Annotated in this window: 24 protein-coding genes; 16 read left to right on the forward strand and 8 right to left on the reverse strand. The window is 40.8% G+C overall.

Going from position 1 to position 23,643, the window contains the following annotated elements; all coding sequences use genetic code 11:
- Positions 1-126: 126 nt before the first annotated feature.
- Entirely contained in the window at positions 127-1,878 is a 1,752-nt protein-coding gene (locus tag FK178_RS11990; protein ID WP_240793830.1) for a M14 family metallopeptidase, read from the reverse strand.
- Positions 1,879-1,885: 7 nt separating this feature from the next.
- The gene (locus tag FK178_RS11995) at positions 1,886-3,505 is read right to left on the reverse strand and encodes a M14 family metallopeptidase (protein WP_146835425.1); all 1,620 of its coding nucleotides are present in this window, start codon (positions 3,503-3,505) and stop codon (positions 1,886-1,888) included.
- A gap of 199 nt (positions 3,506-3,704) precedes the next feature.
- Here FK178_RS11995 and FK178_RS12000 point away from each other — a divergent pair, with 199 nt between their 5' ends.
- From FK178_RS12000 to FK178_RS15780, 4 genes are all read left to right on the forward strand, one after another.
- Complete coding sequence (locus FK178_RS12000; protein WP_146835428.1) at positions 3,705-5,033, forward strand: MATE family efflux transporter; 1,329 nt, start codon at positions 3,705-3,707, stop codon at positions 5,031-5,033.
- Positions 5,034-5,106: 73 nt separating this feature from the next.
- Positions 5,107-5,874: an enoyl-CoA hydratase/isomerase family protein gene (locus FK178_RS12005; protein WP_146835431.1), complete on the forward strand. Its 768-nt coding sequence runs from the start codon at positions 5,107-5,109 to the stop codon at positions 5,872-5,874.
- A 28-nt stretch (positions 5,875-5,902) separates the two neighbouring features.
- Positions 5,903-6,070 carry a hypothetical protein gene (locus FK178_RS15500; protein ID WP_168194592.1) on the forward strand — a complete coding sequence of 56 codons (168 nt, stop codon included), beginning with the start codon at positions 5,903-5,905 and terminating at the stop codon, positions 6,068-6,070.
- 3 nt (positions 6,071-6,073) lie between these two features.
- Positions 6,074-6,205, forward strand: coding sequence for a hypothetical protein (locus FK178_RS15780; protein WP_262711694.1), 132 nt, complete (start codon positions 6,074-6,076; stop codon positions 6,203-6,205).
- On the opposite strand, the gene FK178_RS12010 is transcribed toward FK178_RS15780, so the two are convergent.
- Positions 6,206-6,856, reverse strand: coding sequence for a 2OG-Fe(II) oxygenase (locus FK178_RS12010; RefSeq protein ID WP_146835434.1), 651 nt, complete (start codon positions 6,854-6,856; stop codon positions 6,206-6,208). It lies immediately after the preceding gene.
- Positions 6,857-6,955: 99 nt separating this feature from the next.
- Here FK178_RS12010 and FK178_RS12015 point away from each other — a divergent pair, with 99 nt between their 5' ends.
- Both FK178_RS12015 and FK178_RS12020 read left to right on the forward strand, forming a co-directional pair.
- Positions 6,956-7,429, forward strand: a complete 474-nt coding sequence (locus tag FK178_RS12015; protein ID WP_146835437.1) for a 6-pyruvoyl trahydropterin synthase family protein — start codon at positions 6,956-6,958, stop codon at positions 7,427-7,429.
- Between the two features lie 128 nt (positions 7,430-7,557).
- Positions 7,558-8,310, forward strand: coding sequence for a UDP-2,3-diacylglucosamine diphosphatase (locus FK178_RS12020; protein ID WP_146835441.1), 753 nt, complete (start codon positions 7,558-7,560; stop codon positions 8,308-8,310).
- Positions 8,311-8,327: 17 nt separating this feature from the next.
- On the opposite strand, the gene recJ is transcribed toward FK178_RS12020, so the two are convergent.
- From recJ to FK178_RS12035, 3 genes are all read right to left on the reverse strand, one after another.
- Complete coding sequence (recJ, locus tag FK178_RS12025; protein ID WP_146835444.1) at positions 8,328-10,022, reverse strand: single-stranded-DNA-specific exonuclease RecJ; 1,695 nt, start codon at positions 10,020-10,022, stop codon at positions 8,328-8,330.
- A 118-nt stretch (positions 10,023-10,140) separates the two neighbouring features.
- Positions 10,141-10,812, reverse strand: a complete 672-nt coding sequence (rsmI, locus tag FK178_RS12030; protein WP_146835447.1) for a 16S rRNA (cytidine(1402)-2'-O)-methyltransferase — start codon at positions 10,810-10,812, stop codon at positions 10,141-10,143.
- 26 nt (positions 10,813-10,838) lie between these two features.
- Positions 10,839-11,651: a hypothetical protein gene (locus tag FK178_RS12035; RefSeq protein ID WP_146835450.1), complete on the reverse strand. Its 813-nt coding sequence runs from the start codon at positions 11,649-11,651 to the stop codon at positions 10,839-10,841.
- Positions 11,652-11,854: 203 nt separating this feature from the next.
- Here FK178_RS12035 and FK178_RS12040 point away from each other — a divergent pair, with 203 nt between their 5' ends.
- From FK178_RS12040 to FK178_RS12085, 10 genes are all read left to right on the forward strand, one after another.
- Positions 11,855-12,496: a thymidine kinase gene (locus FK178_RS12040; protein WP_146835453.1), complete on the forward strand. Its 642-nt coding sequence runs from the start codon at positions 11,855-11,857 to the stop codon at positions 12,494-12,496.
- Complete coding sequence (gene alr / locus FK178_RS12045) at positions 12,496-13,605, forward strand: alanine racemase (protein ID WP_146835456.1); 1,110 nt, start codon at positions 12,496-12,498, stop codon at positions 13,603-13,605. Before FK178_RS12040 ends, alr begins: the two co-directional genes overlap by 1 nt.
- Positions 13,606-13,677: 72 nt before the next feature.
- On the forward strand, positions 13,678-14,115 hold the full coding sequence (gene mscL, locus FK178_RS12050) for a large conductance mechanosensitive channel protein MscL (RefSeq protein ID WP_146835459.1): 438 nt from the start codon (positions 13,678-13,680) through the stop codon (positions 14,113-14,115).
- Positions 14,116-14,340: 225 nt separating this feature from the next.
- Positions 14,341-15,330 carry an aspartate-semialdehyde dehydrogenase gene (locus tag FK178_RS12055; RefSeq protein ID WP_146835462.1) on the forward strand — a complete coding sequence of 330 codons (990 nt, stop codon included), beginning with the start codon at positions 14,341-14,343 and terminating at the stop codon, positions 15,328-15,330.
- A 73-nt stretch (positions 15,331-15,403) separates the two neighbouring features.
- Entirely contained in the window at positions 15,404-15,721 is a 318-nt protein-coding gene (locus FK178_RS12060) for a hypothetical protein (protein WP_146835465.1), read from the forward strand.
- A gap of 82 nt (positions 15,722-15,803) precedes the next feature.
- Positions 15,804-18,182, forward strand: a complete 2,379-nt coding sequence (locus tag FK178_RS12065; protein WP_146835468.1) for a TonB-dependent receptor — start codon at positions 15,804-15,806, stop codon at positions 18,180-18,182.
- The gene (locus FK178_RS12070) at positions 18,183-18,554 is read left to right on the forward strand and encodes a hypothetical protein (RefSeq protein WP_146835471.1); all 372 of its coding nucleotides are present in this window, start codon (positions 18,183-18,185) and stop codon (positions 18,552-18,554) included. It begins immediately after the preceding gene.
- Entirely contained in the window at positions 18,551-19,042 is a 492-nt protein-coding gene (locus FK178_RS12075) for a DUF4625 domain-containing protein (RefSeq protein WP_146835474.1), read from the forward strand. Before FK178_RS12070 ends, FK178_RS12075 begins: the two co-directional genes overlap by 4 nt.
- 118 nt (positions 19,043-19,160) lie before the next feature.
- Positions 19,161-21,320, forward strand: coding sequence for a prolyl oligopeptidase family serine peptidase (locus tag FK178_RS12080; RefSeq protein WP_146835477.1), 2,160 nt, complete (start codon positions 19,161-19,163; stop codon positions 21,318-21,320).
- Positions 21,321-21,480: 160 nt separating this feature from the next.
- Positions 21,481-22,446 (forward strand): ABC transporter ATP-binding protein, encoded by a 966-nt coding sequence (locus FK178_RS12085; protein ID WP_146835481.1) that lies wholly within the window; start codon positions 21,481-21,483, stop codon positions 22,444-22,446.
- Between the two features lie 61 nt (positions 22,447-22,507).
- Here the strand turns inward: FK178_RS12085 and FK178_RS12090 are convergent, their stop codons facing one another.
- Positions 22,508-22,963, reverse strand: a complete 456-nt coding sequence (locus FK178_RS12090) for a transcription elongation factor (protein ID WP_240793831.1) — start codon at positions 22,961-22,963, stop codon at positions 22,508-22,510.
- Positions 22,964-22,965: 2 nt separating this feature from the next.
- Positions 22,966-23,643 carry a monofunctional biosynthetic peptidoglycan transglycosylase gene (gene mtgA, locus FK178_RS12095; protein WP_146835484.1) on the reverse strand — a complete coding sequence of 226 codons (678 nt, stop codon included), beginning with the start codon at positions 23,641-23,643 and terminating at the stop codon, positions 22,966-22,968.

Genomic DNA, 23,643 nt, shown 5'->3' on the forward strand with positions numbered 1-23,643 from the left:
CCTTTTTAGATGAATGTTCCTTAAAGCCTGGCCGAATTAAAGGAAAAAATTCATTTTCCCTCTTTCATTCCAGTTTTCAACTGGCAAGCTTAAACCATAAATATCAATACTCTTCACTCCTCAGTTCTAACTCTTTTCCCCTCTCCACTCTGCGGTGCCTCCTTTAACAGAGTCTACGTTAATTCTATACTTTCCGTTTCCGGAAACAATCCATCGTACTTTCACCGATTCCATTCCGGGGATATTTTTTACCTGGATCTTTTCCGGATTGTGTTTTTGCTCCTCCACCTTATTGAAATCTTCATCATTCACAAGCATTCCTGTAACTACCCTGGCTCCCGAAATTGTTATATAATCTGGTCTCTCAATATTGTACTTTAAATCCTGGCTTGAATGGGTTGGCATAAGCCGCTCATTGTAAACTGTAGCGGTGATCTGTTTCAGGCCTCCCCCAATATTTTCTTCCTTAACATCGGTTATAGTTAATTTAGGAGTGTGAAATGCATGATAAATGGTAAATGCCATATTCCTGTGGGCATCCTGCTCAAGTAGGAAGCCGGGATGCGCCCTTCCGAAGTTCTTTTTAAAACCGCCTACCTCAATCTTACCATATTGCGGATGCTCAAAATCTTCCCACGGCACAAAAGCATCACCAAAAGTAAGATATTTGTCTACGTTCATTTCTTCATCCTGATTTCCACGACCTGCATTTTTGTTAAAATAAAGGTAAGAAACCATAAGTTCATTGGTATACGTATAGATACCTCTCCCACCGTAAAACCAGTCCAATTCTCCACCAAAAACCGAATAAAGATCTTTATATACCACCAGATATCGATAGCCGGGAATTAGCTCTTCCCCTTTTTTACCTATTGCATCGTATATCTTCACATCTTCTGCATTATAGGTTTCCTTGTCCTCCTCTGCCCCAGGCCCGCGAAGTATCATTCCGCCGGAGTTGTGGTAACTTTGAGCTCCGGCTATATTGGGGTGTTTCATCACAAATTCCATCACCGCCCTGTTTTCCGGAAGGCTGAAGGGATATTTATACGCCCCACGCTGGATGTAATCGGGTTGCCATTTCCATCCCCAGTCACGGTTGGGATCGTAATATCCAATTCCGTCCTCATTGACCTCTCCATCCCCGTCGGTATCCTTACCTTCATAGCCCAGCATTTCATATTCCCCTTTTTCCTCATCGGCAACCCTTATAAGTTTTCTTGGGTCCATTGGGTCTTTTATATACCTTCCGGTGGGTGATTTGCGAATCATCATGGTAATGTGGTTATCCCCGTTAAGATCATCAAACCCGTCCTCGCCTGCCTTTCCATCCCCGTCATTATCCAACACCAACATCCCTGAACGCGGGGAATGCGGCGTATTGGGTTCATTCATGAAGTTATTCCTGGCATCGGGATTAATGGTGGGGTTGATATAAAAGGTTTTATCTGCCAGCAGCTCCTTTACAAAATCCAATTCCCCGAACATTTCTGTTAAATACCACGCAGTATAAAGGGAAAATTCAGCCCCCTGTATTTCATTAGAGTGAATATTCCCATCGATATACATGGCGGGTTTTTTATCGGGATCTCCTGTTTTAAAATCTGAAATGGTAAGTAAATAAATATCCCTGCCCTCATAAGATTTCCCAATGCTCTCCAATCTTGCAAGATTGGGATGTGCTTTAGCGATCTTTTGCATGATATCTACCAAACCTTCATAAGTGTAATACCTGTTCCAGCTTACCTGTACGTCGGGTTTATGAGGGGTTCCAATAGCACGGAAGAATTTTTCCTGCCCCTGCACCAGGTTCACATTCATTAAAAAACTTAGAATTCCCAGAATCGCTGTTGTTTTTATATTTTTCAAATTCATCATCTAAAAATTAAAGTTTTACGGTCATTGTTGCATAACCTGTATGCGGTGCGCCGGCCTTTATGGTAGCATTTCCTCCCCCGCGTACTATCCAGGAAATTGTCTCTTTTTCATAAGCTCCAAATTTTTTTGAAAGCTTAATTGTATTTCCTGCGATAATGTCTTTTTTATCCATGTTAACGGTGATTTGCAGCTTTTGCAGCCATCTGGATCTTTCCCCTATTTCTGAATGGGTTGGCAACGGGGAATTATTAAAAACATCAAGTGTAATGCGGGTTAGACCACTACTAAGTTTTTCAGTTTTTACATTATGAAATTCTATGGACGGTTTCATTTTGGCCAGTTTTACCACAAAATCTGTATGGTTTTTTGCAATGCTGTCAACCATTCTAAATGGCGGATTGGTCATTGCAAAAGGTTTAATTCCGCCAACTTCAACTTTTTGGTTGGGAAAATCGGGATGATCAACAGGAGTCCAGTTTATAAAAACGTTATTAACCCCTTCCTTTTCTGCCCAGGCAATAAAGTTAGTTTCAGGAGTTACTTTACCATTTTTGGTTTTGGTTGTGTCCTCTGTGGCTTTCATCTCAGGAACCCACCATCCCGGGGTACTATAACTAAGCCGACCGAAATGAAAATATGCCCATTGAAAGAAATCTCCGCCTTTCCCCTTGTTATCCTGGTTGTAGGCCTTTAGAGGCACAGTTTCCTTATAAATATCTGAAACCATCTTGTTGAGTGCAACATCTTTTTCCAGCATAGAGGTAATTACCCGTTTCTCTGCCCCGCTTTTGTCATATTTTAGTGGTGCTGAAAGATTATTTTCAGGAGCAAAAGTTACAAAGGCGAATATATTCCAACGTTCAAACAAATAATCCAGTAAGGCCCTTGTTTCTTTTTGAGAGACAGGATAATCCCCGGCGTAGGCTTCAAATGCAGGGAATTGATAAGTAAGGGTCTTGTTAAAAGCAATCCCTTCTTCAGGATCCTCGTTAAAATTCCCGTCTTTATCATTGTCAATCCCTTCAGAATATTTTAAAAATCGTTTCTCTCCTCCGGTATTCCCTTCAGCAGGGACTAAAACCTGGGGATGATCTTTATGAGAAATATATTTCCCGAGCGCACTTTCAATGCGCATATCTGTAATAAATCCATCTTTGTTCAGGTCTTCATATCCATCTTCACGTTTTGCCCCATCCCTATCCTGATCTACAATAACTGCATTCCCACGCCTTTGGTATTTTAGGTTGCTGTGGTATTGTGAGTAGGCATCGGGCGACATATTGGGGAACACATAAAAGGTATTTGTTTCCAAAAGATCCTGATGGTCCCGAAGTATTCGTTGTGCAACCTGAAGCGCAAGTTCTACACTAAGCACATGATATCCTTCTACACCCCCGGTAATGGCAATAGCAGGTTTATTTTCCAGGTCCCCTCTTCCTATTTGCAGGGCCCAGATGTCCAGCCCTCCTTCCGTTTTTGTTAATGATACCAGCCGGGCATCTTTTGATGAGGCCATTTGCTGTAGCCGTTGTGTAACTTCGCGATTGGTTGGGTAATCTTCCTGGGCAGCAGCGGGAAATATTCCTAACAAAACTGTTGCCATCAGGCATATTAAATTGTTCTTCATTCTATAGGGGTTTAATGTTTTTTCACGTATATATTACCCGCGCATATCTTCATAACTCATTAAAGGCTTTCGAGATGTGTGCTGTTACTATGTGATTTTTCAAAAATAGAATTAAAAACCAGCATATAAGGATTTTCCCTTATTTTTTCCCCATCACTTCTTTCGCATATACTAACTTTACTGTTTTTCAAATCAAACTTTGAGTACAGCCGTAAGTTTCCGGAATATAAACCGTCTTGCAATTCCTGCTATTATTGCAGGCATTGCAGAGCCTCTAATTTCCCTTACCGATATTGCCATTATTGGAAATGTAGAAGAAAATCCCATTGAAGCGCTTGCTGCCGCCGGTATAGTAGGGTCATTTCTTTCGGCAATTATCTGGATCGTTGCGCAAACCAAAACAGCAATTTCTGCCATTGTATCTCAGCATTTAGGAGCAACCCGGTTGCACGCGGTAAAAACACTAATTCCCCAGGCTATTTATTTCAACTTGGTATTTAGCCTTGTGATCTATGCTACCACTGCCTTTTTTGCTGAAGCGATCTTCAGCGCTTACAATGCTGAAGGTTTGATCCTGGAATATTCCAAAGATTACTACCAGATACGAGCCCTGGGCTACCCCCTCACATTAGTAACATTTGCCATTTTTGGTGTTTTTCGCGGTTTGCAAAACACGCTTTGGGCAATGAAGTGTAGCATTAGCGGTGCCCTGGTAAATGTAATTCTCGATTATATGCTGGTGTACGGTATTGAGGGCTGGATCCCGGCGATGCATTTAAAAGGTGCAGCCTACGCCAGTCTTGCGGCACAGGTGGTTATGTTACTTATGGCGTTATGGTTCTTTTTCAAAAAAACACCCTTTCATTTAAAGCTTAGTTTCAATATAAATCCGCAATTGAAGGGATTACTTCTTATGGCCGCAAATTTATTTGTGCGTACCGCTGCCCTTAATTTTGCCATCTATCTGGCCAATGCTTATGCTACAGATTATGGAAGGAACTACATCGCGGCACAAAGCATTCTTATGAATATCTGGCTGTTCTTTGCCTTCTTTATAGATGGTTATGCAAATGCCGGAAATGCCATTGGCGGAAGATTGCTTGGTGCCAGGGATTATAAAAACCTTTGGACGCTTAGTAAAAAAATAAGCTTGTATTCTGTAATAATTGCTTTTATCCTTATGGCTGTGTGCGCGGTGTTTTATAATGAGATAGGTTTGATCTTCAATAAAGAAAACAGTGTCCTGGTTTTGTTCTCATCTGCTTTTTGGATTGTGTTGCTTATGCAACCCGTCAACGCTATCGCATTTATATTTGACGGCATATTCAAAGGGCTGGGGGAAGCTAAATTCCTGCGCAACCTACTGCTGGCTGCAACTTTTCTTGGTTTTACGCCGGTGCTTTTAATAGGAGATTATTACGAACTAAAACTATATGCGATCTGGATCGCCTTTTTTGTGTGGATGCTTATACGTAGTAGTGCCCTGGTGATTTATTTCCGACGGAAATATTTAAAAAAGGAAGTTTAGGTTCTCCATTTTTTGCTTCCGGCTGGTGTTGATTTTTCAGCTTTATAGTTACATTTGATAAAATCATGAAATTATGACCACTACCCGACAAAACGGAAGTCTATATACTCAAATTGAAAACAGGATTGCGACCATTGAATTTGGACATCCTGCCAGCAATTCCTTTCCTTCAGAATTACTGGAACGCCTTCAAAAGGAATTTAAACACCTTTCAGAAGATGAAAATGTAAGCGTTATAATATTAAGGTCTGAAGGCGAAAAAGCATTTTGCGCGGGAGCTTCATTTGATGAACTTGTTGAAATTGAGAACATGCAGCAGGGAAAGGTTTTTTTCTCAGGTTTTGCAAATGTTATCAATGCTATGCGGGAATGTGAAAAAATAATAATAGGCCGTATACAGGGGAAAGCCGTTGGCGGCGGGGTTGGCCTTGCTGCTGCCTGCGATTATGTGATGGCTACAGATGCGGCTGCAATAAAACTCTCTGAATTGGCCATAGGAATTGGACCTTTCGTTATTGCCCCCGCGGTAGAACGAAAAATGGGGGTAGCTGCCCTGGCAGAGCTTAGTCTGGCTGCACATGAATGGAAAAATGCTTATTGGGCGAAAGAGAAAGGGCTATATGCCAGAGTTTTTGAATCTATTAAAGATCTGGATAAAGAAATTGGATTATTTGCTGAAAAACTTGCTTCTTATAACCCCGATGCACTTATAGAAATGAAAAAGATCCTCTGGAACGACACAGCGCACTGGCGAAACTTACTTCCGGAGAGGGCGGCAATAAGCGGGGAATTGATCCTTTCCGATTTTTCAAAGAATGCTCTTGAAAAGTTCAAAAAATAATTGATTATATTACATGAAAATTTAAAGAATGAGCCTTCAGATAGAACATTTACCAAAAGACAGAGACGCCACCCCGGAACAGGAGTGGGGATATACTTTCTGGGAATTTATTACCGGGAACTTCTGGTATCTCCTGGGAATTCTTATGATTCTTGCCATTTTCCTCTACGCCAGGTCCTACATAAAAAGACATTAAATCATGGTACAGCAAGATGTTCCTGTAAGTGAAGACACTTACAATATCCTAAGTTTTTTAAGCGGGATGGGTCTATGGCTTATCCTGGCAGTAGTTCTTATTGGGGGAGTGATCTTTAAAAAACTGAAAAAATAACTAGCGGGTCTTTAACCAACCTGTAATACTAAGCCGCGTGGTATTTACCGGTTTAACCTCATGTTCCAGGATCTGGCTTTCAAAAATAACCACCCGCCCGGGAAGAGGATAAATACTCTTTGATGTTTCCACCCCGTTTTCCTGTTTATATATCACCAGTTCGCCACCGTTCTCAGGTTTCCAGTTTTCATCATTTAAGTAACATACCAGGGAAAGCTTTCTCCTGTCGTCATTTTGAAAGGTATCAAGATGCCTTTTGTAGAAAGTCCCCGGGGGATAAACGGCATAATGAAATTCCTTTTGCAGGATCCCCAGGAAGCAGGTTTTATTTAGATAGTCTACTAAAGAATTAATTTTACTGAAGAATATTCTCTCTGCATCCCCGGCATCCTTTTCATTGATCCACAGAATAAAATCACCCCGTACAGTCTTTGCAATTGTTTCGTTCAGTTTATTGCCTATAGCCGCTTTTTTAAAATTATCCTCTTCATATTTTTCCAGAAGCACATTGCGTAATTGCTGCACTTCTTCTAAATTAAAAAAATCTTCAGCAATATAATATTGATCTTCCAGGAGCCCTGTGATTATCCTCTCATATAGCGGATTTTCCTTAAACTCAATTTGTTCAAACAATTCAGAATTAGTATCCATAATTGCAATTTAATAGCCTGCAAATATACACCCGGAATCCTTTGGTCCCGAACAAAATTGAAGGCGTTAAAAATCTTATCTTTGCACCAAACGAATGTTATGAGCAGGATAAGGATTACTAAACAATTCTCTTTTGAAACCGGTCATGCCCTCTATGGTTATGATGGGAAATGTAAAAATGTGCACGGGCATAGTTATAAATTAAGCGTAACAGTTATTGGTACTCCCATTACAGATAAAGCTAATGTAAAATATGGGATGGTGATAGATTTTGGCGATTTAAAGAAGATTGTAAAATCTGAGGTGGTAGATGTGTTTGACCACGCTACCGTATTTAACAGGAATACCCCGCATATAGAACTTGCCAAAGAGTTGGAAAATCGCGACCATAGTGTAATTCTTGTAGATTACCAGCCAACCAGTGAAAATATGGTGGTTGATTTTGCTGAAAAAATAAGCAGCCGGTTGCCTGCACATATAAGTTTGTTCTCCCTGAAACTGCAGGAAACAGATACTTCTTTTGCTGAATGGTTTGCCGGTGATCAAGTCGATAATCCCACCCCGAAGGGATAGAATAACTATAAACTTCGGGATTATTGTGATGGTGAAATGTTTCCGGATTCTTTAATCGAAACCACGGGCCTTTTAACTTTTAAGTCCCAAACCGAATTTATTTTATATTTACATCTCAGAATAACTCTATGATAATTCCGGAAGGTAAAAAAATCTATTTTTCCAGTGACAATCATCTAGGTGCTCCTTCTTCCGAAGCCAGTAAACCGCGTGAGCTTAAATTTGTTAAATGGCTGGATGAAATTAAAGAAGATGCGGCTGCTATTTTTTTACTTGGAGACCTTTTTGATTTCTGGTTTGAATATAAATATGTAGTGCCTAAAGGCTTTGTAAGAACACTTGGCAAACTGGCCGAGATTCGTGACAGCGGAATTCCGGTCTACTTCTTTGTGGGAAACCACGACCTGTGGATGAAGGATTATTTTGAAAACGAACTTAATATTCCTGTATATCACCAGCCTAAAGAATTTGAATTCAACAACAAAAAGTTTCTTATTGGCCATGGGGATGGCCTGGGCCCCGGAGATATTGGGTATAAGCGCATGAAAAAAGTGTTTACCAACCCACTTTCCAAATGGCTTTACCGCTGGCTTCACCCCGATCTTGGAGTGCCCCTGGCACAATATTTTTCTGTAAAGAACAAGGCGATCTCCGGTGTTGAAGATCAGGAGTTTTTAGGGGAAGACAAAGAGTGGCTTATTCAATACTGCCGGCGCAAACTGGAAACCACTCATTACGACTATTTTATTTTTGGCCACCGGCACTTACCCCTCGAGATTGATCTTAATGGTAGATCGACCTACATAAACACGGGCGACTGGATCTCTCATTACACCTACGCTGTATTCGACGGTGGGCAATTGCAGCTTCAGAAATTATAGGGTCCCCAATTGATACTTCAACAATTAATATCCCTTAATTTCAACTGCAGGCTTACATTCCCGTTCCATTCATTCTCATCGATACTATAAACCGCGTTGAATTTCTTTTTATGTGTAATGAGATCACATTTATTGCCCAGGTTAAAACCAATTGCGTCAATGGCGATAGGACTGTTAGCTTGTTTCACTCTGCATTTTAGGTGAAGATCCTCACCGCCTACGCATTTTCCATAACCGGTATCCATAAGGTTTTGGGTCATAAAGACGGGAGACATATTTCCCGGGCCATAAGGGGCAAACTGTTTTAGTATGCGGTGAAATTTAGGGGTGATATCCTCCAGGTTTATCTCTGCATCAATGGCTATTTCTGGGGTTAGAAGTCGTTTATCAATACTTCCTGAAACCACTTCTTCAAACTTTCTTTTGAAATTTTCGTATTCAGATTCCAATAAGGTGAGGCCGGCAGCATATTTATGGCCTCCAAATTGCTCAATATGATCACTGCATGCCTCCAGGGCATCATATACATCAAAATCTTTTACAGATCTTGCAGAGGCAGCGAGCTTTTCTCCGCTTCTTGTGAAGACCAGGGTGGGCCGGTAATAAGTTTCAGTCAATCTTGAAGCAACAATTCCAATAACACCTTTATGCCAGTTTTCATCAAACACCACAGTTGTATATCGCTCCTGTTCCTCTAATTCCTCAATTTGAGCAAGGGCTTCAAGGGTTATTGTTCTATCGGCATCCCGGCGATCTGAGTTATATATCTCTATTTCTGAAGCAAAAATGTTTGCCGTTTCCTGATTTTCCTCTACCAGGAGATCTACGGCGTGCTGGCCATGTTTCATCCTCCCTGCGGCATTTATTCGCGGAGCAATGATAAAAACAACATCAGTAATTGTAAGGGTTTCTTTTTTAACCTGCTGCAGGATCGCCCTGAAACCAGGTCTTGGCGCAACATTAATCACCCGAAGGCCGTGAAAGGCAAGTATCCTGTTCTCCCCGGTAATAGGAACAATATCTGCGCCTATGGCCGTGGCCACCAGATCCAGATATGGAAGCAAAATATCTAAAGGGAAATTATTCTTTATAGTCCAGGCCTGCATTAGTTTAAATCCTACCCCGCAGCCACACAATTCTTTGTAAGGATAATCACAATCTTCCCGTTTTGGATCAAGTACCGCGACGGCCTGCGGAATTTTAATTCCCGGGCGGTGATGGTCGCAAATTATAAAATCTATATTTTTTTGGGCTGCATAAGCAACCTTGTCAATCGCCTTTATGCCGCAATCCAGTGCGATTATGAGGCTTATATCATTATCGGCCGCAAAATCAATTCCCTTATAGGATATCCCGTAACCCTCATCATACCTGTCCGGAATATAAGTAGCCACATTGGGATAAAAAGTTTTAAGCCAGGATGAAATTAAGGCTACGCTGGTGGTGCCATCAACATCATAATCACCATACACCAAAATGTTTTCTTCGCGGTCTATTGCCTGTTCCAGTCGCGCAATGGCAAGGTCCATATCTTTCATAAGAAAGGGGTCATGAAGATCATCCAGGGATGGGCGGAAGAATTTTTTGGCTTCTTCAAAATTTTCAATTCCCCGTTGTACCAAAAGTGATGCAACGGGTATACCAATATTCAATTGGGAAGCAAGTCTGGTTACGGTATCTGGATCTGGTTTAGGCTTTAGGGTCCAACGCATGCATGGGTTGTATTAAGATTTATAATTAGGGGGGGGATCTAAGCCTGCGCTTCGGTATGAGTTCAATTTAAATTTTTTTGCGGAGTTAGGAAAGGTTCAGAATGAAAAAATGAAAACATTATTTTTTTCCCGAAACCACCACAACTATCTCTCCTTTCGGTGGTTTTTGAGTGTAATGGGCGAGCACCTCTTTTATTGTACCTCTAATAGTTTCCTCATGAAGTTTGGAGATTTCCCTGGAAACAGAAATTGGCCTGTCTTCCCCAAAATACTCGCTAAATTGTGCCAGGCTCTTCAATAATTTATGAGGAGATTCATAAAAAATAACAGTGCGGGTTTCTTCAGCAAGGATTTTTAAACGGGTCTGCCTTCCCTTTTTAACCGGAAGAAAACCTTCAAAAACAAATTTATCATTTGGAAATCCGCTGTTTACCAGGGCGGGCACAAAAGCGGTTGCCCCGGGCAGGCAATCTACCTCAACTCCTGCCTCAACACAGGCGCGCACCAGTAAAAATCCGGGATCAGAAATTGCCGGGGTTCCGGCATCACTAATGAGCGCAAAGGTCTCACCGTTTTGTATTCTTCGCACAATAGTTTCAACCGTCCTATGCTCATTGTGCATATGATGGCTGTGCATGGGGGTTTTAATATCAAAATGCTTCAATAATTTGCCGCTGTTGCGGGTATCTTCGGCCAGGATAAAATCTACCTCCTTCAGCACCCTTATTGCCCGTAAGGTCATATCCTCAAGATTACCAACCGGCGTAGGTACCAAATATAATTTTGCCATTTTAAGTAACAGGTTTAATAAAGGATCTAGTGCTTAAACTTATTCTCAACAAGGTCGAGAAATTTTTGTTCGTACTCTTCCTTTCCCGCCCAATTCTTATAATCGGGCTTTACCACCATTTGAATGAACTTTTTGGCTTCGGTGACAGAATCAAAGGTATTTAACTGGGAGATCACCCGGTTATAATCGGCTGTTTTTCCGTCAAAGAGGTGACGTATAAAAGCAAGGCGTTCGTTAAGGCCAATATTGATCCCGTTTTTAAGTCTGTCATTTAAAGATCTTGGCCTTTGTTCCTTGTCCTGTTTTTTTACAGGTTCAAAACTTGGAAGGTTATCATAATCTACTCCTAAATCACGAAAATCTTTTTTCTTTTCAACAGGGGGTTCTACAAACTTCTCCACTCCGTTTTTGGAGATGATTTTATTGATCATTTGATCCAGATTCTGAGTTTCAGGAGGCATATGCGCAACAATGTCCTTTATCTTTTCGGTATTTGGCTCGGTGATAGCTTCAGAATCATTAAACTCGGTGCCGTCTGGCAAATAATCATCTTTTTCTTCAATGATATGGGGAACAAACTTTGGCGGTTGCGCAGGTTGAGGCTCTTCTTTTTGAACAACTTCCCGGGCAACTTCAGTTTTTGCTGCAACCGGTTCCTTAACTTCAGCAGCAATTTCAGGAGAAAATGATATAAGGTTTTCTTCAGTAAAAGCAAGCACCGTGATCTTTTCATACAAATCCCGGACCTGTAGTTTTAATGAAGAAATGGAATTCTCATTCTCGCTGTGTAAAATTTTATTGGCCAATTCTTTCAACTCGGCCTGCAATTTCTTTTTCATCTCAAGATTGTTTTATTTTATGAAGATCTACATTGCATAAACCCCTGCAATAATTTTACCATTCAGGTAAGGTAATTGCATTCTCTTTTCAGCTGGTTCACAAATTTAAATAACCTACGGGCGTAAGCCGTTGTATTTTTAATAAATTTGTTCCAACTTTATGCTGAAGGGGTATGATCCCTTTCGGCACTGAAAATTACAAAATGTTTCTCGAAAATACAGTAAATCATAAAGAGCAATTTGGATGGATTGAAGTGATATGCGGATCTATGTTCTCCGGGAAAACCGAAGAACTCATTCGCAGGTTAAAACGCGCAAAATTTGCCAAGCAAAAGGTTGAGATCTTTAAACCGGCTATAGACAAGCGTTATCACGATGAAATGGTGGTTTCTCATGACTCTAATGAAATTAGATCCACCCCCGTCCCCTCTGCTTCCACAATTCGCCTGCTGGCAGATGGATGCGATGTTGTGGGAATTGATGAGGCCCAGTTCTTTGATGATGAAATTGTAACCGTATGCAACGACCTTGCTAACCGGGGTGTAAGGGTAATTGTGGCAGGGTTGGATATGGACTTTAAAGGAAACCCTTTTGGTCCCATGCCCAATCTAATGGCCACTGCAGAGTATGTGACCAAAGTTCACGCTGTTTGCACCCGCACGGGAAATCTTGCACAGTTTAGTTATAGAAAAGCGGTGAATGATGATCTTGTTTTTCTTGGGGAAACCGAGGAATATGAGCCTTTAAGCCGGGGAGCCTTTTATAAAGCAATGTTACAGGAAAGGGTTAAAAATATTCCGGTTAAAGGCGTCCAAACCGTGAATTCAAATAAAAAAAACCTTTAATGCAAAAAACCAGGGAAACTGTACTGGAAATAGACCTTGGCGCTCTTGCCCATAACTATAGGTATTTAAGGGAAAAAGCCGGGAAGGGCGTAAAATTCCTGGGAGTAGTAAAAGCATTTGCCTACGGCAATGATGAGGTGGTAATTGCTAAAAAACTAAGCGCACTTGGAGTAGATTACTTTGGGGTGGCTTATACTTCTGAAGGGGTCTCCCTGCGGAAGGCCGGAATTGAAAAACCGGTTCTCATATTGCACCCACAATCTTTCAATTTTGAGGAGATTATTGAAAACTGCCTGGAGCCCAGTATTTACAGTGAATTTGTGCTGAAGGAGTTTATTAAAACTGCGGAAAGGCTGGGCCAGAAAGATTATCCTGTTCATATAAAACTTAATACAGGGCTCAATAGGTTAGGATTCTCTGAACCTGAAATATCCAAAGTGCTGGAGCATCTTTCAAATACCACGGCAATCAGGATAAAAGGTCTCTATTCCCATCTTGCTGCCAGTGAAGACTGGAAAGAACGTGAGTTTACTCTTGGCCAGATCAATAGATTTAGAAAAATGGCATTTGAGATTGTCAATGCAATAGGTTACCACCCACTTTTACATATAACCAATACTTCCGGGATCGTAAATTATCCCGAAGCCGCATTTGATATGGTACGCGCCGGTTTGGGTTTATATGGATTTGGAAATGATCCAGAAATAGATAAACACCTCAAACCAATAGGTACATTAAAAACCATTGTTTCTCAAATAATGAAATTACAACCGGGAGACACGGTTGGGTATAACCGCGCTTATAAAGCACAGGAAGAAATTACAATTGCCACCCTTCCCCTGGGGTATGCAGATGGGATAAGCAGGCAACTTGGGAACGAAAGATCCGGGGTTTATATAAACGGCTACTTTGCTCCCTTAATTGGTAACGTTTGTATGGATATGATCATGGTGAACATTAGTGGCATTGCCTGTGAAGAAGGTGATGAGGTGATCGTATTCGGGAAAGAACAACCTGTTACTGAATTTGCTAAACAGGCCGGAACAATTTCATATGAATTAATTGCCGGTATCTCCCAGAGAGTGAAAAGAGTTTACTTACCTGAATAATCTCATTGTCTTAAACAACTATTCATAAAATTATCTTAAATTGGTTTTAACAACCAACTAAAATCCTCCTATATGGCATTCTTTCAAGATTTTAAAGCATTTTTAATGAAGGGCGATATTGTTGCCCTGGCTACAGCGGTAGTAATTGGCGCGGCATTTAATAAGATCGTATCCTCTGTGGTTTCAGATATTATAATGCCAATTATTGGCCTGCTCACCGGCGGAGAAGACTTTTCCCAAAAATTCATTTCGCTGGATGGGAACAGATATGAAAGCCTGGAGGCTGCCGTAGAAGCCGAAGCGGCCATTATTACCTATGGGAATCTTATTGATGCCATTATCCACTTTATAATCGTTGGTTTCTTTATTTTCCTGGTGTTAAGGGCGTATGAAAGAAGTAAAAAGAAAAAAGAAGAGGCCCCTGCTGCCCCGGCCGGGCCAACACAGGAACAATTGTTGATTGAAATAAGAGATGAATTGAAAATTCAAAATAATCCTAACAGGATCTAATTAATAAAGACGTACGCATACCGCTACACTACATTTTTTAACCCTAAACCCCCCGCAGAGCGGGGGGTCTTTTTTTAACAGGAAAATTTATTGTGTTCAATTTAATACAATGGTAAAAAAATTGCAACCTCATATTATATAAATAAGTAAGCGGTACAATACCTTTGCCGCTGAAACAAAATATAAATGGCTTGAGGGGAGCCGAAATTTAAAAATAAAACTTCAATGAAAATAGCTGTTATAGGTGCTACCGGAATGGTAGGCCAGGTGATCCTGCAAGTACTGGAAGAAAGAAATTTTCCATTAACAACATTATTACCGGTTGCTTCTGAAAGATCTGTAGGTTCTGAAATTAATTATAAAAATACCGCATATAAGGTAATAGGCCTGCAGGAAGCTGTAGATTCAAGGCCGGACATCGCCCTTTTTTCTGCCGGGGGTGATACCTCCCTGGAATGGGCTCCAAAATTTGCTGAGAACGGCACCACCGTAATAGACAATTCCTCTGCCTGGAGAATGGATCCTTCAAAAAAACTTATAATCCCCGAGATCAATGCCGGGGAACTAAAAAGTGAAGATAAGATTATTGCCAATCCCAATTGTTCTACCATTCAACTGCTCATGGCATTAAAACCATTACACGATGAGTATACAATTAAAAGAGTAGTAGTTTCTACTTACCAGTCTATCACAGGGACCGGGGTAAAAGCTGTACAACAGTTGGAAAATGAATATGAGGGTAAAAAAGGAGAAATGGCCTATCCTTACCCAATTCACAGAAATGCAATCCCTCAATGTGATGTTTTTACTGAAAACGGTTACACTAAGGAGGAAATGAAACTTACCAATGAGACCAAAAAGATCCTGGGTGATGATACGGTCCTGGTTTCGGCAACCGCAATAAGGATTCCGGTGGTAGGAGGGCACAGCGAAGCAGTGAATGTTCAGTTTGAGAATGATTTTACTGAAAGTGATGTGCGCCGCATTTTAAGCAATTTCCCCGGAGTAACCGTGCAGGACAATCCCGATGTAAACACCTACCCCATGCCCGTTTATGCTGAAGGCAAAGATGATGTATTTGTAGGCAGGATCAGGAGAGATTATTCCCAGGCAAATACACTTAATATGTGGATAGTAGCCGACAATTTGAGAAAAGGAGCAGCCACAAATGCGGTACAGATAGCAGAGTTTTTGGTAAATAATAAATTGGTTTAATTCCTGCTTTTAAGATGTTAAATATGGGAACATTGTTGTAAAGTCTGACCTTGTTCCCCTATTTTTGCGTTTCATGAAATTAATCAGCCCATATATTAGTGGCCTTTTAGGCCTTATTATAATTGCAGCAACTTTGCTGCAATCTATACATGAGCTAAGTCATAACATAGCTGCTGATGATTTTTCCGGGGAAATGACCATTAATCCTGTTGCCCTGGATTGTGACTTGTGCGATTTTCATTTTTCTTCAGTAGATCTCCCGGAACACAATAATCATAATCTTTATTTACCATTCAAGGAAAGTGTTTACAGTATATCTATAACCGCTACTGTATATCCTTTTACCCACAACCTGTTCTCCTTACGGGCTCCTCCGGCAGTGATTGCCTAATCAAGAGTTATTATTTTAACCTTACTCTTTTGGCCTGACCAAAACCAAAGAGTTATCCTGATTTTTTTTTAATCACTGTACCATGAAGCAATTCCTGTTTGTTTTTCTATTCTTTTTTATAATTCCACCATCCTCTTTTTCCCAGGATTATTATCTGGAGGGTGAAATTAAGAATAGTGCCGCAGCTCCTCTTGAAGGTGCCCACATACATGTTGATAACAGTTTCACCCTTACCAATGCTGGGGGCTATTTCAGGATAGGCAATTTGCCGCGTGGATCCTATAGAATGACCGTCACTTATCTTGGCTATCAGTCAATAGACACTCTCATTACAATAGGTGAAGACAAAAAAATATTTTTCACCTTAAAAGATGATACCTCTACCCTCAGGGAAGTTCTTGTTAAATCTAATGCGAGAAGAACAACCTCAGCTAATAAGGAAGTTGTAAGCCAGGTGTATATACAGGACCGGTTTAGCGGCTCCCTTGCAAAAACCCTGGAAAGACTGCCTGGCATTAACTCGGTTGAAATTGGAGCGGGAACTTCCAAGCCAATTATTCGGGGCCTCGGATTTAACCGTATAGCTGTAAGTGAAAACGGCATTAAGCAGGAGGGACAGCAGTGGGGCGCAGATCATGGACTTGAAATAGATGCTTTTTCAGTAGAAAACCTCGAAATAATAAAAGGGGTAGGTGCTATTGAACATGGGAGTGATGCCATTGGTGGGGTTATAAAAATTATAAATGACCGTATTCCCCGTGAAGGTCTTACCGGCGAAGTAATTGTACTGGGAAAGACGGTAAACAATACCGTAGCAGCCTCTACCAACCTGGCCTACAAAAAAGAGAATTTCTTTTATAAAATAAAAGCTACAGGCAGTGAATTTGGGGATTACTCTGTCCCTACAAATAATATTGTTTATTTAAGCCAGAATATTCCAATCTTTAATGAGAGGCTTAAAAACACTGCAGGTAAAGAGGTAGATCTTTATGGCCAGGTGGGATATTTAGCCAATAATTATAAAGGCACGCTAAGCCTAAGCAACGTTTATTTTAAAGGAGGCTTTTTCCCGGGTGCCCACGGGGTGCCATCGATAAGAAGAGTACAGGATGACGGGGATAAAAGAAATATAGATTATCCTTTTCAAAGGGTGAACCATTTTAAAGCAATAAGTAAAAATGAGTGGTTTTTTACAGGATCCACCCTTGATGTTACCTTAGGGTATCAAAACAACCACAGGCAGGAATGGAGCCGGTTTCATACCCATTATCAGGGACAGACCCCACCGGAAAAAGATCCGGATCTGGAACTTAATTTTAATCTGAACACTTTTGATGCCCAGGTAAAATACAGCCGGGCTCTGTCTGAAACTCATAGCGCTTCCATTGGGGTACAAAGCCAGGTGCAGGACAATAAATTAAGTGGTTATAATTTTCTACTGCCTGAATATTTCAGAACTACCACCGGGATTTATCTAACCCATGAATACCGTGCTTCCCAAAAAGTCACCCTGAATCTTGGAGGACGTTTTGATTATAGCAAGATATCGATTGAAGAAAATTACGATCCGCGTTTATTTGAATATTTGATCAATAAAGGACAGGAACCCTCGGTTGCCTCCGGCTATGCTACCCGAAGCAGTGAAATTGAGAGGGATTTTACCAATTGGAACCTAATGGCCGGATTGTTAAATAATATCTATCCTAATTGGGATGCCTCGCTTAATGCAGGCACCAGCTTTAGATTGCCTACAGCTATTGAGCTGGGTGCAAACGGGATTCATCATGGCTCTTTCCGGCACGAACAGGGTGACCCCAATCTGGACCCTGAAAAAGGATATGTGGTAGATGCAAAACTTAATTATTCAAAGGATGGTTTTAAAGCATCCATGAGTCCATATATCTACTATTTTGACAACTATATATATCTTAATCCCAGCGGAATATTTTCGGTTTTGCCGCATTCAGGACAAATCTATCAGTTCACTCAGAATGCCGCCGTGTTAACCGGCGTAGAAGTTGAAGTTGAGAAGACCTTTTTTGGAAAACTGCGCACACAGGCTGTTTTTGAATATTTATATAACCGGCAGGTTACTGCCAAAAGATCGGGAAATTATCCATTACCATTCTCTCCACCTGTAAATGGATTTGGCGAAGTTGGATATTTATTATTTGAAAACTCCAAATCTATAAACAGCACCGAAATTTTTGCAAATACCTCTTTTGCTCTTGAACAAAATAGAATAGCCCAAACAGAAGAGACCACCCCCGGGTATCAAATTTTTGGGGCAGGTTTTAGAACCAGCCTGAGTTTTGGAAATTTCAAAGCCGATGTAAACCTTCAACTTACCAATATTTTTAATACCAAATACTTTAATCATACCAATTTTTACCGGGCTCTGGAGATCCCGGAAATGGGAAGAAATATTCAATTAATGCTAAGAATTCCAATCAATAAATAAATGAAAGAATTCAAATTGCATATCACACTTTTTTTCCTCTGCGTCTTTTTATTTCCGCAGGCAGCGAACAGTGTGCATTATTTTGTAATTCCGCATTCTTTGGGAACCCCTGCCGGGGAAGAGGATGTCACGAATCCGGCTTATGATTATCATTTTTGTGAATACCAGCTTACCGGGTGGAGCTTTTTTATTCCAACCTCTTCAACAGTAAATTTTACGCCTTTTCCCACCCAGGGAAAAAAACCGCATTTTTTATACGCATTTAATTTAATAAGTGAATTAGCCTTTCATTATTCATTAAGAGGTCCCCCGCATTCAACCGGTTTAAAAGAAGGCTTATTTATTTATAAACACAAAAATTATTTAAAATGAAAATCAAATTAAATTCAATCTTAACCTTAATTGTAGCTGCCGTATTCTTAACATCATGTAGTAGTGATGATGATGCTGCCCCAGATACACAAAAGCCAACAATCTCTATCACAGAGCCACATAATGATGAGGAAATCGCCCCGGGAGGAGAGATGCATTTCGAAGCTGTTTTTACAGATAATGTGGAATTGGCATCGTATAAAATAGAGATCCATGATGATTTTGATGACTACACTCATGCGCAGTTAAAAAGTAGTCATGATCTAAATCCCTGGAATTTTGAGCAGGTGTTTCAAATTCCTGCGGGCCAAAAAAGGTTTGAGGCTGTACATCATATAGACATTCCAACCCTGGTGAATGGACAGGCAATAAACGAGGGGACATATCACGTTGGGATTTATCTTACAGATACTTCAGGCAATGAAGAAACCGCATTCCTAACTATCCATATTGAAGAAGATCATGGAGATGAAGATCACGACCACTAGGAAGTAAATAATCATTAAAAAGGCTGTCTGTAAGGACGGCCTTTTTATATTTTGAGAGGCTGGTAAATTGAATAAAAAAATACCTATTTTTGGGCAATTACCTTATAAACCCTTCATAATGAAAAAAATAATACCCGGTGTTTTAGCTGCAGTAATTTTAGTCGGCTGTAATACCAATAACAAAAAAGAAGAAAGTACCGCTTTGAAGTACCCCGAAACAAAAAGAGTAGATACGGTTACCAATTATTTTGGAACCGAAGTTCAGGACCCTTACCGCTGGCTGGAAGATGACCGCAGCGCTGAGACCGGAGAATGGGTGAAAGCTCAAAACGAAGTAACCTTTGATTACCTTGAAAAGATCCCTTTTCGCGATGCCCTGAAAGACCGCTTAACCACCCTGTGGAATTATGAAAAACTGGGAGCTCCTTTTATTGAAGGGGACTACACCTATTTTTATAAAAATGACGGTCTCCAGAACCAATATGTGATCTACCGGAAAAAAGGAGAAAATGATGAAGCCGAAATTTTTCTGGATCCCAATAAATTTAGTGAGGACGGGACAACATCTTTAGGAGGCCTGAGTTTTTCTGATAGTGGAAAAATGGCCGCCTATGCCATTTCTGAAGGCGGAAGCGACTGGAGAAAGATCCTGATAATGGATGCTGAAAGCAGGGACATTGTAGAGGACACTTTGATAGACGTAAAATTCAGCGGTATTTCCTGGAAGGGTGATGAAGGTTTCTACTATTCAAGTTATGAAAAACCAAAAGGAAGCGAACTTTCTGCCAAGACAGATCAACACCGTCTTTTCTACCATAAACTGGGGACAAAACAAAGTGAAGATAAAGTTGTCTTTGGTGATACCCCCGCTCAAAAACATCGTTATGTTGGCGGTAGCGTTTCTGAAGACAACAAATACCTGTTTATTTCGGCCAGGAATTCAACATCGGGAGGAAAGCTTTATATGATGGACCTTTCCAGGCCAAATTCACAACTTGTGACCATTCTTGACCATGAGAACAGCGATACGTATGTTATGGACAATGAAGGAAGCAAATTGTTTATAGTAACTAACCTTGATGCTCCCAACCGTAGAATTGTTACTGTTGACGCCGCCAATCCAACACCTGAGAACTGGAAGGACTTTATTCCTGAAACCGAAAATGTATTAAGCCCTTCTACAGGAGGCAAGTTTATTTTTGCCAACTATATGGTAGACGCGATTTCACAGGTAAAGCAATATGACTACAACGGGAAGTTGGTAAAGGAAATAGAACTTCCGGGAATTGGATCGGCAGGCGGTTTTGGAGCAAAGAAAGAGGACAGTGTTTTGTACTATTCCTTTACAAATTATGTGACGCCGGGTAGTATTTACAAATACAACCTAAAAGAGGGAACCTCAGAATTATACAACAGCCCTCAAATAGATTTTAATCCGAATGACTTTGTAAGCAAGCAGATCTTTTATACTTCTAAAGATGGCACCAAAGTTCCAATGATAATTACCCACAAAAAAGGACTTGAATTAAACGGCAAGAACCCCACCCTACTATATGGTTACGGTGGTTTCAATATAAGCCTTACACCTTCCTTTAGCATAGCTAATGCTGTGTGGATGGAGCAGGGAGGAATTTACGCCGTGCCTAACCTTCGTGGGGGAGGAGAATACGGAAAAAAATGGCACGATGCAGGAACCAAGCTTAATAAGCAGAATGTATTTGATGACTTTATAGCCGCTGCTGAATATTTGATCAAAGAGAACTATACCTCAAGTGAATATTTGGCGGTAAGAGGAGGTTCTAACGGCGGATTGCTGGTTGGGGCTGCAATGACCCAAAGGCCGGAATTAATGAAAGTAGCGCTTCCCGCAGTGGGGGTAATGGACATGTTGCGTTACCACACTTTTACTGCAGGCGCTGGTTGGGCGTATGATTATGGTACTGCTGAAGACAGTGAGGAAATGTTCAAGTATCTTCAGGGGTATTCCCCGGTTCACAATATTAAAGAAGGAGTGGAATATCCTGCAACTATGGTAACTACGGGAGATCACGATGACAGGGTTGTACCTGCGCATTCTTTTAAATTTGCAGCCGAACTTCAAAGCAAGCAAACCGGGAATAATCCAACTCTAATAAGAATTGAAACAAAAGCCGGCCATGGCGCAGGAAAACCTACGGCTATGGTAATAGAAGAATACGCTGATATCTTTGGATTTACGCTTTATAATATGGGATATAAGGAATTGCCCAACCCCGTGGTAAAGAAAGTGAAAGGGTAAATTTTAAGTCAAGTAACTATCATTTAAGCCGATTGGAAATTAAACTTCAATCGGCTTTTTTATTGAGGTGTGGTCATTTTTCCATTAGCATTTTCTACCATTAGATATAGGTACAAGTTGTATTTTTGTAGGGCCATTGCCTCCTAAAGTTGAAATCTTTATGCTGATATTAAAAAAAGTTTCCTTTTCTTATAATATTACCCCTGTTTTAAAGAATATAAATCTCAAAGTAAAAAAAGGGGAGAATGTATCCATCATTGGCTCCAGCGGATGCGGGAAAAGCACTTTACTACAACTTATTTACGGGCTTCATCAAACTTCCGGCAAAGTGTTTTGGGGAGAAAAACAACTTTTAGGCCCCGATTTTAATATTGTGCCGGGGGAATCCTTCATAAAATACCTGGCCCAGGATTTTGACCTGATGCCTCCTTTAAGTGTTGAGGAAAATGTGGGAAAGCATTTAAGCAATATGTTCCCGGCAAAAAAAAAGAAAAGGATAAGAGAGCTGTTGCGGGTGGTAGAAATGCAGGCCATGGCCAAAGCAAAAGCCGGAAACCTAAGCGGTGGGCAAATGCAGCGGGTGGCTCTTGCCAGGGCTTTGGCCAATGAACCGGAACTTTTGTTGCTGGATGAACCCTTCAGCCATATAGATCATTTCAGGAAAAACAATTTGCGCCGAAGACTTTTTGAATATCTGAAGGAAAAACAGGTCACCTGTATTATCGCAACTCATGACAGTACAGATGCACTTTCATTTGCAGACCAAACAATTGTCCTCAAAGACGGACGGATACACGCATCGGGAACACCGGAAAAGTTATTTAATAATCCTCCCAATAAATATGTTGCTTCTCTTTTTGGAGATGTAAACGAGATAAAACTGAATTTTTTAGATCCCGAAGACAAGTCAAATAAAAAGATACTGGTGTACCCGCACGAAATAGAAGTGACCGGCAGGGGAACTTTAAGTGTTCGCGTTCAGGAAAGTTATTTTAAAGGTAAAAATTATTTGATCAAAGGAAAGTTTAAAGACGAGATCATCTTTTTTGACCATCACCTTTTCCTTCCGGAAAATGAAGAGGTAATGGTGCATATTTCTCCGGACTTAATTAAGTTGAGGTCTTAAAAATAAAAGATCCCCCAGGTGTAAAAACCTGTGAGGTCTCATAAAAAGGTAGCACAACTGGCTAACCTACTTCCGTAATTTTTACCGAGGTTCCGTTTATCACAAATTCTTCTCCGGCCTTTTTCCCTATAAGCTCCTGTGCTACCGGGGAGTTGATTCCCACGGCATAAAATTTTTCAGCTTCAGCTTCAATTTCTCCTGCCGGAATAGATATAAAATAATTGGCTGCTGTGGTTCTTACCATGCTTCCAAAACCAATTGTTTCTGAGGGGGGCTGACTTCCTATGAGGCTGGCCGTTTTTCGTAAGTTGTTGAATTGTTCCACCTGTCCCGAGATCTTTTCAAATTCCAGGTGCAGCAATGCCCGGCTGGTCTCATATTTATCACCCATACAACTCCGGCTTTCAGGCTTTAAGGCCTCTTCGAGCTCTCTCATGGTATGATTAAACCGCGCAATGCGGGCCTCAACATATCCTACGCAGGCTGCAACCAATTCTTCTTTTATGTTCTTTTCCAAACTCAACGCTTCTTTAACTGTATAGGGCCCATGTTCTGCATTTGCCTTACAATCCAGGATTTTCTTCCCTGAATATAATTGCTTGCGGGATTAGCCTTGTAAACCCTTGGGTTAGGTAATATTGCCGCGATAGCTGCGGCTTCATATGGGGTGAGGTTCTTTGCCGATTTATTAAACCAGGCCCGTGATGCGGCTTCAGCCCCAAAGATCCCTTTCCCCATTTCAATGCTGTTCAAATACACTTCCAGAATTCGTTCCTTACTCCAGAAGGTTTCAATAAGAAAAGTGAAATACACTTCAAATCCCTTTCTTACCCAACTTCGGTGAGGCCAAAGGAATACATTTTTGGCGGTTTGCTGGGAGATGCTGCTTGCACCCCGGGTGCGCTTTCCGGCTTTGTTTTCATCCATAGCCTTCTCAATAGCCTTTACATCAAAACCCCTGTGATTGGGGAAATTTTGATCTTCACTCGCAATAACCGCGATCTTTAAATTATTGGTGATCTCACCCATTGGCACCCATTTATGGCGAATTCCCTCATCGGGATTTTCAAGGTATCTTATGGCCATTAAGGGAGTGTAGGGTACCGGCACCCAGCCATACACTATTACCATTAAAACACTAAAGAGTATTAGACTGGCAAGAAGTTTAAAAATGAAAATAAATACTCTTTTTATCAT

The sequence above is a fragment of the Antarcticibacterium arcticum genome (genome assembly GCF_007993795.1).
Classification (GTDB): Bacteria; Bacteroidota; Bacteroidia; order Flavobacteriales; family Flavobacteriaceae; genus Gillisia; species Gillisia arctica.